Below are 15,354 nucleotides of genomic sequence, written 5' to 3' on the forward strand. Positions count from 1 at the left end.
TTCACCCCACGGGCCCCGCGCCGCCTCTCACGAAGAGGCCGGTGACGGGGCCCGAGGCGTTCCCGGGCCTACCAGCGGTGGTACGCGGGGTGGCCTTCCTTCACCGCGACGAAGGTGCCCCGGCAGGTGGCCGTCACCTTGCCGTTGGCGGTGAGGGTGCCCTCCACGACGACGCGGTCCCCCTGGATGTCCACGGGCTTCGCGGACAGGTGCACGGGGCCGCTCATGGGCGTGGGGCGCTTGAGCACGATGGCGTAGTCAGCGGTGACGGTGCACGGCGGGGTGGCCGCGCCCTGCGCCTTCATCAGGTGGTACGCCGCCGTCCAGTTGCAGTGGCAGTCCAGCAGCGCGCCGATGATGCCGCCGTTGAGCACGCCCGGGAACGCCTGGTGGTGCTCCTCGGGCGTCCAGTCCGCGACGACGAGGTCACCCTCCACGCGGCTGCGGATGCGCAGCCCCTTCGGGTTGGCCGGGCCACACCCGAAGCAGGCGTTGTGGGGGGCGTACGTCTCCTGGAGGCCGGGGGCTGTTTCAGTCGTCGACATGGCCGGCGACTCTACGTGAGGCCGCCTCCGGCGCGCGCTCCCGAGCGTCATCCAGCCAGTCCGCCAGCGCTCGCGCGTCCGCCCCTTCACAGTCCCCCGTGCAGGTGCGCCGCACGCTGCCGTCCGCCTGCGGCCGGTCCACCACCCAGCGCTGGCCGTCGAAGGCGCCGGTGTCCTTCTCGCGCAGCACCGCCGCGTCCGCGTCGTCGCCCATCTCCACCACGCCGTCCGGGCGCAGGCGGTACGCGTCGAAGGTGCGCGGCGCGCCCGGCCAGTGGCCCGGGTCGAAGACCTCCGGGCTCACGTGCGTGTAGCCCGTCTCCGCGTACAGCGGCGCGTGCGGACGCGCCTCTCCGCGCAAGAGCGGCCCGAGCGACGCGCCGTCCGCCTCCGGCAGCGCGGACAGGCCGGACAGCTCCAGCAGCGTGGGGCCCACGTCCACCAGCCGCGCCAGCGCGTCCACCTGGGCGGGGCCCATGCCACGGCCGCCGGGCGGCTTCACCGCGAGCAGGATGCGGTTCTCCTCGTCGCCCAGCCGCGCGCCGTGCACGGACGTCGCGCCCGCCAGGTCCGGCCGGTCCGCGTGGAAGCTCTCGCCGTGGTCGGACATCAGCACGATGGTCGCGTCGTCGTAGCGCCCGGAGGCCCGCAGCGCGTCCAGCAGCGTCCCCACCTGCGCGTCCGCCTGCGCGAGCAGTTCGTCGTAGAGCCCTTCCGCGCCCTCGCGGTTCCACGCGCCCTTCGCGCCCGGCGCCACCGGGGCGAAGTGCATGCGCAGCCGGCGCTCCAGCGGCTCGGACGCGGACACGTAGCGGCGATAGAACGGATACACGGGGTCGCCCGGGAAGTGCGCCGCCGTGGCGTGGAAGGCGAAGAGCAGCGGCCCCTCCCCTGCCTCCGCCAGCAGCCCGTCCGACAGCCGCCGCGCATAGCCCATGGGGTCATGGATGCCGGCCAGCGCGCGGTTGTCGATGAACTCGGGCACCCACGCGGCGCCCGCCGGGTTGTCCGCGAAGAGGCCCAGCGCCCGGTAGCGCAGCTTCTCCAGCGCGAAGTTGAGCGCGCCGCGCGGAGGCTGCCAGCGCGTGGCGAAGCCGGAGGCCGGCCCCTCGAAGTGGAAGCGCGAGCAGTCCGTGGCGAACACCGTGCGCCATCCGGCGTCCGCGAAGCGCTGCGCGAAGGTGGGCGCCAGCACGAGCCGCGCGTCGGACGTCAGCGGGTAGCGCACGCCCGTGCGGTACGGCCACCGCGCCGTGAGCAGCGAGCGCCACGCGGGCTCCGTCTGCGCCACCGGCGTGTACGCGCGGGTGAAGAGCGTGGCGTCCTGGAGGAAGCGCTCGACGTGGGGCGCCACCCCGTGCCCCGTCGCGCCCAGCCGGTCCGGCCGGAACGCGTCGATGCCGATGAGCACCACCAGCGGCTGCCGCACGGAAGGCCCCGGGCGCCGCACCGTCAGCGCCACCGCCAGCACCACGACGACGCCCACCACCACCGCCCCGGAGACGCGCTCCACCCGCCGGGCCTCGGGGCCACCGGAGGCCACGAGCCGGCGCAGGCCCTGAACCCCGCGCACCGCCAGCACGGCCAGATGGACCGCCACCCACGCCCCGGCCGCCGCGCGCGCCTGCCAGGGCTCGCCGTGATCCACCAGCCACGCCAGCACCGGCCGCACCGCCGGCAGGTCGTCGAAGAGCGCGGGCCTCGCCAGCGCCCGGTCCCAGGCCCAGAGCAGCAGCAGCGCCACCCAGTGGGGCACCGTCACCGCCAGCGACAGCCGCCCGCCCCGCCGCGTCCAGGCCCGGGCCAGCACCGCCGCGGCGAGCCCCAAGAGCCCGCCCGCGACGACGTACACGGCGGCCACGCGCAGGATGACGCCGGGCAGCAGCGGCCGGACCGCCGCCGCCAGCGCCGCGTAGGGGCCATCCAGCGGGATGTCCACGCCCACCACGCCCGCCTTGAGCAGCCAGGCCGTCTCGGCGGCGAAGAGCAACAACCCCAGCAGGGCGCCCAGGGCCAGACGCCCCGAAGCGGCACGGAGGAAGGAGGCGACGGACCGCACGGACATGCCTCCAGCGTCTACCCCGGCCGGGCATGGAGGCGCCAACTCTGTGTACCACCGGGCTTCCGGGGAGTCCTCGACGTGCGCCGGGTGCACGGTCCGTGCAAGATGCCCCCGGACCGTTCCTGACCGATGCCTCCCTCGGCCCGGGAGGCCCACCCCCATGTCCTCCAGCGCCACGCCCAGCGACACCCTGCAGGAGTCCGTGCGCCGCGCGCTCGACGTGGAGCGCCAGTCCAATGGACGGCACCTGGCGTGGGTCCGGCTGGGCGCGGTGGGCGTGCTGTTCACCATGGCCGTGTACCTGGGCCGGGTGCGCGGGCTGCACGACTGGGACGTGTACCTGGCGCCCTTCGCGCTGTACCTCGTGTGCACCACCGTCGTGGCCGTGGCGGTGACGGCCTCCACGCGCATCGCCCGCTGGGCGTCGCTGTCCGTCGCGTTCGTGGACGTGCCCGCCGTCTACTGGCTCCAGCACCTGGCGCTGCCGGTGTCCCCCTCTCCGGGCGGCGTGGCCGGCTTCACGCTGGGCATCTTCGCGGCGCTGGTCCTCCTGTCCGCGCTGAGCCTGCGCCGGCCCGTCACCCAGCTCGTCACGCTCATCGCCATCCTCGCGGAGGTGGCGCTCCAGCGGGAGGCCTCCATCGGCGGGGGTGCCCAGGTGGCCGGCGCGGTGATGCTGGCCATGACGGCCGCGGGCGCGTCCCGGCTCCTCCAGCGCATCCGCCTGCTGTCCGCCGCCGTCACCCAGGAGGAGCTCCAGCGCGCCCGCCTGGGCCGCTACTTCTCCCCCGCCGTCGCCGAGCGCCTCCAGGACATGGACTCCCCCGCCGCGGAGCTGCGCGAGGTGTCCGTGCTCTTCGCGGACGTGCGCGACTTCACCTCGCTGAGCGAACGGCTGCCCCCCGAGGAGGTGGTCACCATCCTCAACGAGTACTACGGCCGCATGGTCGAGGTGGTGTTCCGCCACGGCGGGACGCTCGACAAGTTCATCGGGGACGCACTGATGGTGTACTTCGGCGCTCCGCTGCCGGACGCCCACCACGCCCGGAGCGCCACCCGGTGCGCGCTGGACATGGTGCGCGAGCTGGAGGCCGTCAACGCCGAGCGCGCCGCCCGGGGTCAGCCCGGCCTGCGCATGGGCGTGGGTGTCCACTCCGGGCCGGTGGTGCTAGGCAACATCGGCTCGCCGTTCCGGCGCCTGGAGTACACGGCCATTGGCGACACGGTGAACCTGGCCAACCGCATCGAGCGGCTGACCAAGGGCTTCGGGGTGCCGGTGCTCGTCTCCCAGGCGACCCGCGAGCAGGCGGGTGAGGCCTTCCGCTGGGCCCCCGCCCCCACCGCGCTCGTCGCGGGCAAGAGCCAGCCGGTGGTGACCTTCGTCCCCCTGCCCTCCGAGGACGCTCCGGTGCTGGGTCCGGACGTGGCGGCCTGAGCTTTCCGGCCCCCGTGCCCAGGCAGGCAGGGGGCGGAGCGCGATGCCGGGCTACTGGACCACCTAAGTGGCCTACATGGTTGAGGGTTTACGTTGACGCCTCACGCGAACGGTCCTTATAAAGCCGCGGTTTCCTCTGTCGTAGATCGAGGCCCCCCTTGAGCATTTTCGCGTTGGACCGGGTCGCCGCCCAGTTTCCCGAGGCGGTCGCGGAGCGCTATGTCGACCGCGCTGGCGGAGCCTGGGCCGTCATCCATGCGGAGTGGCTGCCGAAAGTCGCCACCTTCCTGAAGATGGACCCCGAGCTGGACTTCAAGCTGTTCGGCTCCGCGGACGCCGTGGACCGCCTGCACCTGGCGGAGAGTGATCCGCGCTTCGAGGTCGTCTACTTCCTCTATTCGCTCAAGCGGAAGGAGCACGTGCGCCTGAAGGTGCGCGTGACGGAGACCCGCCCGGAAGTCCCCTCCCTCACGCCGCTGTACCGCGGCGCCAACTGGTGGGAGCGGCTGGTGTTCGACTTCTACGGCATCCGCTTCACGGACCACCCGGACCTGCGCCGCATCCTCCTGTACGACGAGTTCCAGGGCCACCCCCTGCGCAAGGACTACGCGCTGCGCGACCGCCAGCCGCTGATCCCCGAGCGCCCCATCAAGGACATCTTCCGCGGCCCCGGCACCAGCGGCGTCGCCTGATCGAGACCTCCCCATGTCCGACAGCCACAACATCGACGCGCAGAAGCCCCACAACCCCGACACCGACGGGTTCGCCCACGAGGAGTCGGAGCTCGAGTCGCACCTCGAAGCGAAGCACATGGTCATCAACATGGGCCCCTCCCACCCGGCCACGCACGGCACCGTGCGGCTGAAGGTGGCGCTCGAGGGCGAGACCATCGTCAAGATCGACCCGGAGATCGGCTTCCTCCACCGCGGCTTCCAGAAGAGCTGCGAGAACGTCACCTGGACGCAGTGCCTGCCGTACACGGACCGGCTCAACTACCTGTCCGCGATGATGAACAACTTCGGGTTCCTCAACGCCGTGGAGAAGCTCATCGGCCTGGAGATCCCGGAGCGCGCCCAGTACATCCGCGTCATCGGCAGCGAGCTGCACCGGCTGACGGACCACCTGACGTGCGTGGGCGCCACCGGCCTGGAGATGGGCGGCTTCGCGCCGTTCCTCTACGGCATGGAGGCCCGCGAGCTCATCCAGGACCGCGTCACGGAGCTCACCGGCGCGCGCCTCACCACCAGCTTCGGCCGCGTGGGTGGCATCAACCGCGACCTGCCCGAGGGCTGGTCGGAGAAGGTCCTCAAGACGCTGGACCGCACCGAAGAGCTGCTCGTGGAGATGGACGGGCTGCTCACGCGCAACCGCATCTTCGTGGACCGCACCAAGGGCACCGGCATCATCACCGCCGAGGACGCCATCGACTACGGGTGGACGGGCCCCGCGCTGCGCGCGTGCGGCGTGGACCACGACCTGCGCAAGGTGCAGCCGTACTGGGTCTACGACCGCTTCGACTTCGACGTGGTGGTGGGCCAGCACGGCGACAACTACGACCGCTACCTCGTGCGCCTGGAGGAGATGCGGCAGTCCATCAAGATCCTCCGGCAGGCCCTGGCCACCATCCCCGCCGGCCCCATCATCGTGGACGACTGGCGCATCGCGCTGCCGCCCAAGCCGGAGGTGTACGGCACCATCGAAGGCGTGATGGCGCACTTCAAGCTGGTGATGGAGGGCATCCAGGTGCCCCCCGGTGAAGTCTATGACGCCACCGAGGCCTCCAACGGAGAGCTCGGCTGGTACCTGGTGAGCGACGGCCGCGGCCGTCCGTACAAGGTCCACGTGCGCGCCCCGGGCTTCCCGGTGCTGTCGGCGCTGCCGCACATCATCCAGGGCAAGATGCTCGCGGACCTCGTTCCCACCTTTGACACCATCAACATGATCGGCGGCGAGGTCGAGCAGTGAGCGACAACGACACGAAGAAGCCCACCGGTGACGCGCAGACGCCCCCCAAGGGCGCGCCCACCGACACGCCCGCGGCCAAGATTGGCCCGGAGCCGTCCAACCCGCCCGCCGGCGCGAAGCTGGACTCCCCGCCCGCGGCGCACAGCGGCCCCACCGGCACGCCTCCGCCCAAGCCGGCGGCGCCCGCCGGCGGCCCTCCGCCCAAGCCGCAGCCCAAGAACCCGGGCTTCGTGACGGCGGTCATCGACGGCCGGGAAGTCGTGGTGAAGCCGGGGACCAACATGATCGAGGCGGCCAAGACGGTCGGCTCGGAGATCCCCTACTACTGCTACCACCCGCGCCTCTCCATCGCGGCCAACTGCCGCATCTGCCTCATCGAGGCGTCCAACGCGCCCAAGCTCGTCCCCGCCTGCCAGACGCCCATGGCCGAGGGTCAGGTCATCAAGACCACGACCCCCAAGGTCAAGGAGCAGCAGCGCGCGGTGATGGAGTTCCTGCTGCTCAACCACCCGGTCGACTGCTCCATCTGCGACCAGGCCGGTGAGTGCAAGCTGCAGGACTACTACATGAAGTACAACTACAAGCCCTCGCGCCTGGAGGGCAGCAAGGCCCTCAAGCACAAGCGCAAGGTGCTGGGGCCCCGCGTGGTGCTGGACCAGGAGCGCTGCATCATCTGCACGCGCTGCGTCCGCTTCATGAACGAGATCCCGAAGGAGCCGCAGCTGGGCGTCTTCGGCCGCGGCAGCCACGAGCGCATCGACGTGTTCCCGGGCAACGAGTTGGACAGCAACTACTCGCTCAACACCGTGGACGTGTGCCCGGTGGGCGCGCTGCTCTCCCGCGACTTCCGCTTCAAGGCGCGCGCCTGGTTCCTGTCCGCCACGCCGTCCGTCTGCACGGGCTGCTCGCGCGGCTGCAACATCTACGGCGACTGGATGTCCCAGGACACCTACCGCTACCGGCCGCGTGAGAACGAGGCCATCAACAAGAGCTGGATGTGCGACCAGGGCCGCCTGTCGTACAAGGACCTGAACGTGGGCCGCGTGCTCACCGCCCGCGTGGGCCGCGGGCTCCAGGCTCCCGGCACGGTGCAGCCGGCCGTCGGGCGCAAGGACGCGGTGGCCGGCGCGGCCAAGGCGCTCAAGCCGCTCGCGGGCTCCAAGCAGCTCGCGGTGCTGGCCTCACCGGTCGCGTCCAACGAGGACCTGCTCGCGGGCCTGACGTTCGCGAAGACGGTGCTGGGCGTGACGTCCGTGTTCGTGGGCGGCCGGCCGCAGGGCAAGGCCGACCACTACCTGATGACGGCGGACAAGAACCCCAACCGCCAGGGCCTGACGCTCATCGCCAAGGGCCTGGGGCTGACGCTCAAGGGCTTCGAGGAGCTCACCCCCGCCATCAACGCGGGCCAGGTGAAGGCGCTCTACGCGGTGGGCACGGAAGTCCCCGTGGACGCGGCCGCCTTCGCGGAAGCCGCCGCGAAGCTGGAGGTGTTCGTCGCCCAGGCGCAGAACGAGTCCCCGGTGACGGCGCAGGCCACGGTGCTGCTGCCGGCCGCCGCGCACATCGAGGACGAGGGCACGTTCACGCAAGCGGACGGCATCACCCAGCGCTTCCGCAAGGCGTACCCCTCCAAGGGTGACGCGGTGCCGCACTGGAAGTGGGCCACGGAGCTGACGCGTGAGCTGGGCGGCGAGGCCGCCGCGGCGTCCGCGCGCGACGTGTGGCGGGCGCTCTCGGGCAAGGTGTCCGAGTTCGCCGAGTTCAACTGGGACAAGGCCTCTCCGCCGGACCGGGAGAAGCCGGGCATCAATCCGCTGCCGTCGGGGGCCGACGGCCGTCCGCCGGGCTACCGTGAGTTCGGCGCGCCGCGCGTGAGGGGCATCTGACCATGAGCCGCATCCTGACCATGCTGTTCGCCATGGCCTTCATCGTCTTCGCCGTCGCTGGCGGAGTGGCCTCGGCGTATCTGGTGGGCTACCTGGCGGAGGAGTACCTCTTCGAGGGTGCCAGCCGCCTGACGAACATCATCTTCCTGATGCTCGTCTTCGTGATGATCACCGCGACGCTGCTCACGCTGGCGGAGCGCAAGTGGTCCGCGTTCATGCAGGACCGCGTGGGCCCCAACCGCGCGCGCCTGGCCATCCCGGGCCTGTCCAACCGCTCCCTGGGCGGCATCCCGCACATCATCACCGACGTGCTGAAGATGCTGACCAAGGAGGACTTCGTCCCCGGCACCGCCAACCGCTTCCTGTTCAACCTGGGCCCCATCCTCGCCTTCGCGCCGGTGTTCGCGCTGTTCGCGGTGGTGCCGGCCGGCCCCACGGTGAACGTGTTCGGCAAGACCGTGGACATGGTCGTCGCCACGCCGGACTTCGGCATGCTGTACCTGCTGGCCATCGCGTCGCTCGCCGTCTACGGCACGTCGCTGGCCGGCTGGTCCTCCAACAACAAGTTCGCGCTCTTGGGCGGCGTGCGCGCCTCCGCGCAGATGATCTCCTACGAGGTCGCGCTGGGCCTGTCGCTCGTCGGCCTGTTCCTCGCCTTCTCCTCCGTGCAGCTGCCCACGCTGGTGGGTGACGTGGGCAACGCGCTCGTGTCCGGCACCGGCCAGGCGAAGTACCTGTGGCGCACCGACGGCGGCTTCGACCTGGGCCTGCCGGCGTGGGGCGTCTTCATCCAGCCCCTGGGCTTCATCGCCTTCTTCGTGGCGTCCTTCGCGGAGACCAAGCGCGCCCCGTTCGACGCTCCGGAAGGCGAGTCCGAAATCATCGGCTACTTCGTGGAGTACTCCGGCATGAAGTTCGGCATGTTCATGATCTCCGAGTTCGTGGAGGTCGTGGTGCTGGCCGGCGTGACGGCGTCGCTCTTCTTCGGCGGTCACCACCTGCCCTTCGGCGGCGAGTGGCTGGCGGCGCAGCCCTTCTTCCAGGAGCACGGCTGGGTGTACGGCACGCTGCTGGGCACGGTGTTCTGGATCAAGGTCATCCTGCTCATCTGGGTGCAGCTGGTGATCCGCTGGACCTTCCCGCGCTTCCGTTACGATCAGATCCAGAACCTGGGCTGGAAGATCCTCCTGCCGGTGGGCCTGGCCAACGTGTTCATCAGCGGCGCGCTGGTGCTGTGGGATCCGTCCCTCCGCGCGCTGGGCGTGGTGGGCCTGCTGGAGATCGGCTTCTTTGTCGCCCTGACGATGACCACGGGTGCGAAGGCGGCGGGCGCGCACGACGCGGCGCACGGCCACGGTCACGACGCCCACGGCCACGGCCACGATGCGCACGGCCTGCCGGCGCACGCGGACCCCCACTCCCACTCCCCGGCGGGCGCGCACTAGCGCGGTCCGGAAGCGAGACAAGACACCATGGCGTTCAATGCTTCCCAGGATCCGCGCACGGACGTCCGCGAGCGGATGTACATCCCGGAGCTGCTGCGCGGTCTGGCCATCACGACCAAGCACTTCTTCCGCAACATGTTCGGCACGCGCGACACCAACCCCCAGGTGGTGGACCGCACGGGCACGAGCCTGATGACCACGGTGGAGTACCCGGAAGAGAAGCCCATCTATCCGGAGGGCTACCGCGGTCTGCACCGGCTGGTGCCGCGCGAGGACGGCAAGCCGCGCTGCGTGGCCTGCTACATGTGCGCGACCATCTGCCCCGCGCAGTGCATCTACATCGAGGCGGGGGAGTACGAGCGCGAGGGCACCGACTCCGAGTCGGCGGTCATCGAGAAGTACCCCACCCAGTTCGTCATCGACGAGCTGCGCTGCATCGTGTGTGGCCTGTGCGTGGAGGCGTGCCCGAAGGACGCCATCCGCATGGACACGTACATGCACACGCCGTCCGAGTACAACCGGCAGAACTTCGTCTACGACATCCCGAAGCTGCTCAAGGGCCCGGCCGTGTCGCACCCGTCCGACCCCTGGAACAAGCGCGACAGCTCCACGGAGCCGCACCACGTCCACAAGGAGGCGCACACGCGCATCGGCGAGGGACACGAGGGCCACGACGCCCATGGCCACGCGAAGCAGCTGGGCGCGGGCCACGCCGCCCACGGCAAGCCGGGCGCCGGGCACGCGGTGGTGACGCAGCAGGGTCCCATCCAGGTGACGAAGTTCATCAAGTAGTCCCGTCCTTCCGCGCCACGGGGGGCGGCCTTCCCGCCCCTCCGCACGCAAGCCCGGCCCGCCCTCTTCCCGCTGTCAGGGGAAGGGCGGGCCGAAGCCTTTTCTGGGGGCATGTGGTGATGCTGCAGCTCTTCAATGCGCATGGTGCCGGCCTGGCACGGGGAGCCCCGCCGTGAAGCGCTACCGGATGTCGGTGTGCAAGGGCGCCAGCTGCCGCGAGGGCGGCTCGGACGCGGTGCACGTGGCGGCGCGCGAGGCGCTGGCGGAGAAGGGGCTGCAGTCCCGCTGCGAGCTGTACCGGGGCGGCTGCTACGGCTTCTGCCACATGGGGCCCAACGTGGTGGTGCGCGAGGACACGGGCCGCAAGCGCGACCCGCTGTCCCCGGAGGACTACCAGCTCATGGGGTGGCCCGGAGAGGTGTACTACTCCGGGATGACGGCGGAGAAGATGCGCCGCGTGGTGGCCGAGCACATCCAGGACGACGTGCCGGTGCGCGAGCTGTTCGGCCAGCCGGACTCCGGCGACGACGACTGATGCGCTGGAGGTGGTCCGTGCGCCGTGCCCTCCCCTCCTCCCTCTTCCTGCCCGGCCTCGTGGGCCTGCTGGCGCTGGGGGCGTGTTCGCGGCCCGTGGCCCCGGCTCCCGCGCGGGTCCTGGGCGCGCATGCGGACGCGGACAGCCCCCGCGTCGTGGGAGCGGCGCTCGTCCGGGACGGCGACTCCCGCGAGGCGTTGCTGCGGCGCCATCCCCGCGTCGAACCCGATGCGGCGCTGCAAGCAACCCTGGCGGCCATCCTCGCGGACTCCGGGCAGCGCCTGCGCTGGAGCGCCGCGCCCGTGGAGGACCTGGCGTGTGACAACGGCGACGTGCGCTTCCGGATCCAGGTGCGGGTGCCGCCCGCGTGCCAGGAGCGAGGGTGTCCCGTGCTCGCCTTCTACACCACGGGCTGTCCCCGGCCGGAGTACCACTGGCGCCCGGAGTTCTTCCTCCGTGCGGGCTTCATCTACGCGGAGCCCGCGGTGAGGGGAACCCGCTGCTCCGAGGACTGGGCCCGCGCGGACAACGGGCCGCTGCGCGTGGCGGCCGCCACGGACCTGGAAGCCGCCAGCCGCTGCCTGCGCCAGCGCCTCACCCGCGACGGGGTGGTGCCCAAGCTGGGCATCCTCGGGTGGAGCTACGGGGGCAACCAGACGCTGGTGGGCATGACGCGCTTCGCGGGCAGCTACGACGCGGGCTTCGCCCTGGCCGCCAAGACGGACCTGGCCTCCTTCCTCGCGCGGACTTCGCCGGAGCTGCGCGGCTCGCGGGCAGAGGAGTACGGCGATCCTGAGAAGGACGCGGAGCGGCTCCGCGCCATCTCGCCCGTGACGTGGGTGGACCGGGTGGAGGCGCCCATCGCCCTGATGCTCGGCGCGAGGGACCCCAAGGTGTCGCTGTCGGACGCGGACGTCTTCGTGCGCGCGCTCCAGGCCCGGGGCCAGGACGCGTCGCTGATGATCGTCCCCGAGCATGCGCACCTCACGGAGCGCCCGGAGGAGATCGCCTTCGAGCACGCCCACATCCTCCAGTTCTTCACCGCGCGCTTCGGCGTGCCCCTGCGGGTCGAGACGCGGCCCTGAAGTGAAGGGCCGCCCGGAGGTCAGCGCGCGTCCGTGCTGCGCCGGCCCCAGCGGATGACGCCGTCCCAGTCCGCGGGCGGTGGCGTCTGGATGAGGCGCTGGCAGCGCTGGACGTAGACGCGGGCCACCGGGTCGCCGTGCTCCACGGTGCAGCGGCGGAACAGCTCCTGGGCCACCAGGAAGTCGCGCGCGTAGTAGGCGATGAGGGCCTTCTCGTAGAGGGCCATGCCCGCCTGCTTCTCCGGGGAGAACTCGCCCCGGCGGCCCAGCAGCTCGTGCACGCGCACGGGCTGGGCCTGGTCGCGCAGCAGCACGCGGTCCACCTCACGGAAGACGTAGGCGTCGCTGGCGAGCTGGGCGGTGGCCTGCCCCACCAGCACCTGGGTGCCGTACTGCTTGTTGGCTGCCTCCAGCCGGCCAGCCATGCCCACCGCGTCGCCCATGACGGTGTAGTGGGACTTGAGCTCGCTGCCCATGTCGCCCACCAGCAGGTCGCCCGTGTCGATGCCGGCGCGCACCGCCAGCCGGTGGCCGAACTGCTTCTCCCAGAGGGGCTGCTTCTGCGCGAGCACCGCCTGGAGCTTCAGCGCGGCCTCGCAGGCCAGGTGCGCGTGGCGGTCCGTGCGCACGGGCGCGCCCCAGAAGGCCATCACCGAGTCGCCGATGTACTTGTCCACCTGCCCCACCGTGGCGCGCACCACCGCGGTCATCTCCGTGAGGAAGGTGTTGAGCAGCGGCACCAGCTGCTCCGGCGGCAGCGCCTGCGACAGGCGGGTGAAGCCCTCGATGTCGCAGAGGTACACCGTCATCTGCCGGCGCTCCGGCTTCATCAGGCTCACGTCGCGCGCCACCAGCCGCGCCACCTCCGGGCTCACGTAGCGGCCCAGCGCGCTGTGCACGAAGTCGCGCACGTCCTGCTCGGTGCGGAAGGCGTAGAGCGTCGTCACCAGGAACGCGAGCCCGCCGGACCACAGCGGCCCGGCCACGGCAATCCACAGCTTGTCGTGGACGAAGACGTACCCCGCCGCGCCCACGTAGCCCGCCCCCGCGGCCACGGCCACGCAGACGAAGAGAAAGGCGCCGCCCACGGAGCGCAAGAGCCAGCTGAAGGACAGCGCCAGGAACGCGCCGATGAACGCCAGCCCCATGGTGGCGAGCATGTCCACCTTCGGCGGCGCGCGGGTGATGCCGTCCGACGCGAGGATGTTGGCGAGCGCCTGGCCCAGCACGGCGCCGTTGGCGATGCCCGGGCCGATGGGCGTCACCCGGCGCTCGGGCGCGTAGCTGCTGGTGTTGGTGAGGATGACGGCGCGGCCGTCCAGGTCATGGTCGAAGCGGGCGGGCCGCGCCTCCTGCGTGTCGAAGAGGTTGAGCAGCACGTTCCACGCGCGGATGGAGCGGGCGAGCGGGCCGCGCGCGCCCCGGGTGGCGGACGGGGCCTCCCAGCGCAGCAGGCTGTAGCCGGCCGCGTCCATGGGCACGGAGTACTTGTCTCCAATGTGCAGGCGCCCGTCCGCGTACCGCAGCTTCTGCGTGCCCGCGAGCCGCATGGCGGCGGCCAGGGGCAGCGAGGGCAGCACGTAGCGCTCGCCGCCGCGAGGGCTGTACGCGACGAGGTGGGGCACGCCGCGCACCACGCCGTCCGGGTCCGCGGGCAGCGTGGTGGCGCCGTAGCCGCTGGCCGGGCTGAGCAGCGGCGTCACCGGGTGCTGGAGCTGACGCACCTCCAGGAGCTTCTCGGGGTCCAGCCCCTGCACCTGCACGGAGGCCAGGGCGAGGAACAGGTCCGAGGGCGCCACGCGGAAGGCATCGTCCGCGGCGCGGCGCTCCTGGATGGACGCGGCGGTGGTGCCCAGCTGTTCGCCCAGGCTGCGGCCCTCGCCCTCGTCCGCGACGCCGGCCCAGACCTCCAGGCCCTTGCCGGCGGGGATGAGGAACGCGGGGCGCTGGAGGGCGAGCACGGACTGGGCGCGGGCACGGGCCTCGGAGACGCCGGGGTAGCTGCCCAGGCGGACCCTGTAAGGCCACAGGCGGCCGGTGGGGGGCAGCGTGCGGGTGCCCTCGGCGCCCCAGCGGAAGGCGAGCACGGAGTGGCCGGGGTCCTGGTCCAGCAGGGCCCGGAGCGCGTCGTCGTCCTGGGACAGGGCGCCCCGGCCGGTGCGCGTGGGGGTGACGCAGGCGCGGGGGCTGAGCTCCGGGTAGGCGAAGTCCAGCATCACCACGGAGGCGCCCTCCTCCATCAGCCGGTGGACCATGCCGCCCATGACCTGGCGCGGCCACGGGTACGCGGCGATCTCCGCGCGGGGGCCCTGCTGGGCCTCGGCGAGCGTGTCGTCGTCGATGGAGACGAGCACCACGCGGTCGGAGCGCTCGGAGACCTCGCCGAGCTGGCGGATGCGCCAGTCGTAGAAGACGCGCTCGCCGCCGTCGAGCCAGTGGGAGATGCCGTCGATGAAGCCGGAGGGCGACAGCAGGGGGGCGGGCGTGTCCTCCGGTCGCGCGGGGCCCGTGACGCGTTGGGAGACGAGCAGGCCCAGCAGGCAGCCGAACAGGGCCGCCATGACGAGCGAGAAGCCGAGCCGGTGGAGGAAGCGGCGGCCGGAGGAGTGGATGCGGAGGCGTTGCACGAGCGGCGTGCAGGATACCCCGCCGGGGCCCCGCGCCTATGGGTCAACACGCGCGGTATGGTTGGCCGCTGTCAGCTGTCCATCCGTGCCCTGCGCAAGAGAGTGCCCATGAAACGCCTGTTGCTGTCCGCCCTCGCCACCGTGTCCGTGCTGTCGCCGCTCGCCTGCGACCTGGAGAAGACGACCCACCAGCTCACGGCGGACCACGTGATGGTGGGCACCCTGCTCGCGACGCCGCAGGTGGACGTGTCCGCGTCCGCGCTGGCGGGCTACGACGCGGGGACCTACGGCGGGCCGGACGGAGGGGACGTGGTGTCCTTCCCCGGGCAGACGGCGGCGTTCGTGTTCTTCGGGACGACGAAGGGGGAGAACGCGCAGCCGGAGGGGCTGAGCGGGGCCACGGTGACGTTGCGCGCGGGGAGCGCGGCGGGCGTCCCGCTCAACGGCCAGGGTGGCGGCAGCTACGGCGTGACGAGCGACTCCACGGACGACCTGAAGTACACGTCCGGTGCGACGTACTCATTCTTCGCCGAGCAGGGCGGGACGAAGTACGAGGCGCGGGTGGAGGACTCGCCCACGAAGGAGGCCATCGAGGCGTTCCACCCGGCCGAGGGCTTCGTGCGGATCAACGCGAACACGGCGTTCGCGTTTGACCGGCCGGCGCCTCCGCCGAACCAGGACCGCACGCTGGGCTTCGTGACGGTGGTGCCGCTGGCTGCGAACGGGGAGAAAGGCCAGTCCACCTATTCGAACGTGCCGACGACGCCGGTGGAGTTCCTCCAGCTGGCGGCGACGCCCGCGACGTTCCGAGATGCGCGCGTGACGATTCCCGCCACGGCGTTCCCGAACCCGAAGCAGACCTACCTGGTCATCTTCCAGGCCGTGCGCATGGGCGGCCCGGAGTCCGACAACCTCTTCCTGGGCAGCGTCGTCCTGGCGGGCACCGCGGAAGTGGGCATCGTGCGGACGAACTGAGC

At 71.7% G+C, this 15,354-nt stretch carries 12 protein-coding genes; 9 read left to right on the forward strand and 3 right to left on the reverse strand.

What is annotated here, in order from left to right:
• Window positions 1-68: 68 nt before the first annotated feature.
• On the reverse strand, window positions 69-545 hold the full coding sequence (locus NR792_RS13195) for a PaaI family thioesterase (RefSeq protein WP_375760399.1): 477 nt from the start codon (window positions 543-545) through the stop codon (window positions 69-71).
• Entirely contained in the window at window positions 532-2,610 is a 2,079-nt protein-coding gene (locus tag NR792_RS13200; protein ID WP_375760400.1) for a sulfatase-like hydrolase/transferase, read from the reverse strand. The genes NR792_RS13195 and NR792_RS13200 overlap by 14 nt, the downstream gene beginning before the upstream one ends.
• A gap of 157 nt (window positions 2,611-2,767) precedes the next feature.
• On the opposite strand from NR792_RS13200, the gene NR792_RS13205 reads away from it, so the two are divergent.
• From NR792_RS13205 to NR792_RS13240, 8 genes are all read left to right on the forward strand, one after another.
• The gene (locus NR792_RS13205; protein WP_375760401.1) at window positions 2,768-4,042 is read left to right on the forward strand and encodes an adenylate/guanylate cyclase domain-containing protein; all 1,275 of its coding nucleotides are present in this window, start codon (window positions 2,768-2,770) and stop codon (window positions 4,040-4,042) included.
• Window positions 4,043-4,215: 173 nt separating this feature from the next.
• Window positions 4,216-4,734 (forward strand): NADH-quinone oxidoreductase subunit C, encoded by a 519-nt coding sequence (locus tag NR792_RS13210; RefSeq protein ID WP_120527536.1) that lies wholly within the window; start codon window positions 4,216-4,218, stop codon window positions 4,732-4,734.
• A 13-nt stretch (window positions 4,735-4,747) separates the two neighbouring features.
• On the forward strand, window positions 4,748-6,007 hold the full coding sequence (gene nuoD / locus NR792_RS13215; RefSeq protein ID WP_375760402.1) for an NADH dehydrogenase (quinone) subunit D: 1,260 nt from the start codon (window positions 4,748-4,750) through the stop codon (window positions 6,005-6,007).
• Complete coding sequence (locus tag NR792_RS13220) at window positions 6,004-7,893, forward strand: 2Fe-2S iron-sulfur cluster-binding protein (RefSeq protein WP_375760403.1); 1,890 nt, start codon at window positions 6,004-6,006, stop codon at window positions 7,891-7,893. Before nuoD ends, NR792_RS13220 begins: the two co-directional genes overlap by 4 nt.
• A 2-nt stretch (window positions 7,894-7,895) precedes the next feature.
• The gene (locus NR792_RS13225; RefSeq protein ID WP_375760404.1) at window positions 7,896-9,338 is read left to right on the forward strand and encodes an NADH-quinone oxidoreductase subunit H; all 1,443 of its coding nucleotides are present in this window, start codon (window positions 7,896-7,898) and stop codon (window positions 9,336-9,338) included.
• A 27-nt stretch (window positions 9,339-9,365) separates the two neighbouring features.
• Window positions 9,366-10,130 (forward strand): NuoI/complex I 23 kDa subunit family protein, encoded by a 765-nt coding sequence (locus NR792_RS13230; protein WP_375760405.1) that lies wholly within the window; start codon window positions 9,366-9,368, stop codon window positions 10,128-10,130.
• A 172-nt stretch (window positions 10,131-10,302) separates the two neighbouring features.
• Window positions 10,303-10,665, forward strand: a complete 363-nt coding sequence (locus NR792_RS13235) for a ferredoxin (RefSeq protein ID WP_375760406.1) — start codon at window positions 10,303-10,305, stop codon at window positions 10,663-10,665.
• Between the two features lie 17 nt (window positions 10,666-10,682).
• Window positions 10,683-11,750: an alpha/beta hydrolase family protein gene (locus NR792_RS13240; RefSeq protein ID WP_375760407.1), complete on the forward strand. Its 1,068-nt coding sequence runs from the start codon at window positions 10,683-10,685 to the stop codon at window positions 11,748-11,750.
• A 20-nt stretch (window positions 11,751-11,770) separates the two neighbouring features.
• Here the strand turns inward: NR792_RS13240 and NR792_RS13245 are convergent, their stop codons facing one another.
• Window positions 11,771-14,377, reverse strand: a complete 2,607-nt coding sequence (locus NR792_RS13245) for a CHASE2 domain-containing protein (RefSeq protein ID WP_375760408.1) — start codon at window positions 14,375-14,377, stop codon at window positions 11,771-11,773.
• Window positions 14,378-14,485: 108 nt separating this feature from the next.
• Here NR792_RS13245 and NR792_RS13250 point away from each other — a divergent pair, with 108 nt between their 5' ends.
• Window positions 14,486-15,352 (forward strand): hypothetical protein, encoded by an 867-nt coding sequence (locus tag NR792_RS13250; RefSeq protein ID WP_375760409.1) that lies wholly within the window; start codon window positions 14,486-14,488, stop codon window positions 15,350-15,352.
• Window positions 15,353-15,354 lie beyond the last annotated feature (2 nt).

The organism is Corallococcus exercitus, from assembly GCF_042231735.1.
GTDB classification, from domain to species: domain Bacteria; phylum Myxococcota; class Myxococcia; order Myxococcales; family Myxococcaceae; genus Corallococcus; species Corallococcus exercitus_B.

What these genes read in the sequence shown, in the direction of transcription:
- NR792_RS13195 (WP_375760399.1), bottom strand. Translation starts at nt 545, where the DNA reads ATGTCGACGACTGAAACAGCCCCCGGCCTCCAGGAGACGTACGCCCCC.
- NR792_RS13200 (WP_375760400.1), bottom strand. Translation starts at nt 2,610, where the DNA reads ATGTCCGTGCGGTCCGTCGCCTCCTTCCTCCGTGCCGCTTCGGGGCGT.
- NR792_RS13205 (WP_375760401.1), top strand. Translation starts at nt 2,768, where the DNA reads ATGTCCTCCAGCGCCACGCCCAGCGACACCCTGCAGGAGTCCGTGCGC.
- nuoD (WP_375760402.1), top strand. Translation starts at nt 4,748, where the DNA reads ATGTCCGACAGCCACAACATCGACGCGCAGAAGCCCCACAACCCCGAC.
- NR792_RS13225 (WP_375760404.1), top strand. Translation starts at nt 7,896, where the DNA reads ATGAGCCGCATCCTGACCATGCTGTTCGCCATGGCCTTCATCGTCTTC.
- NR792_RS13230 (WP_375760405.1), top strand. Translation starts at nt 9,366, where the DNA reads ATGGCGTTCAATGCTTCCCAGGATCCGCGCACGGACGTCCGCGAGCGG.
- NR792_RS13250 (WP_375760409.1), top strand. Translation starts at nt 14,486, where the DNA reads ATGAAACGCCTGTTGCTGTCCGCCCTCGCCACCGTGTCCGTGCTGTCG.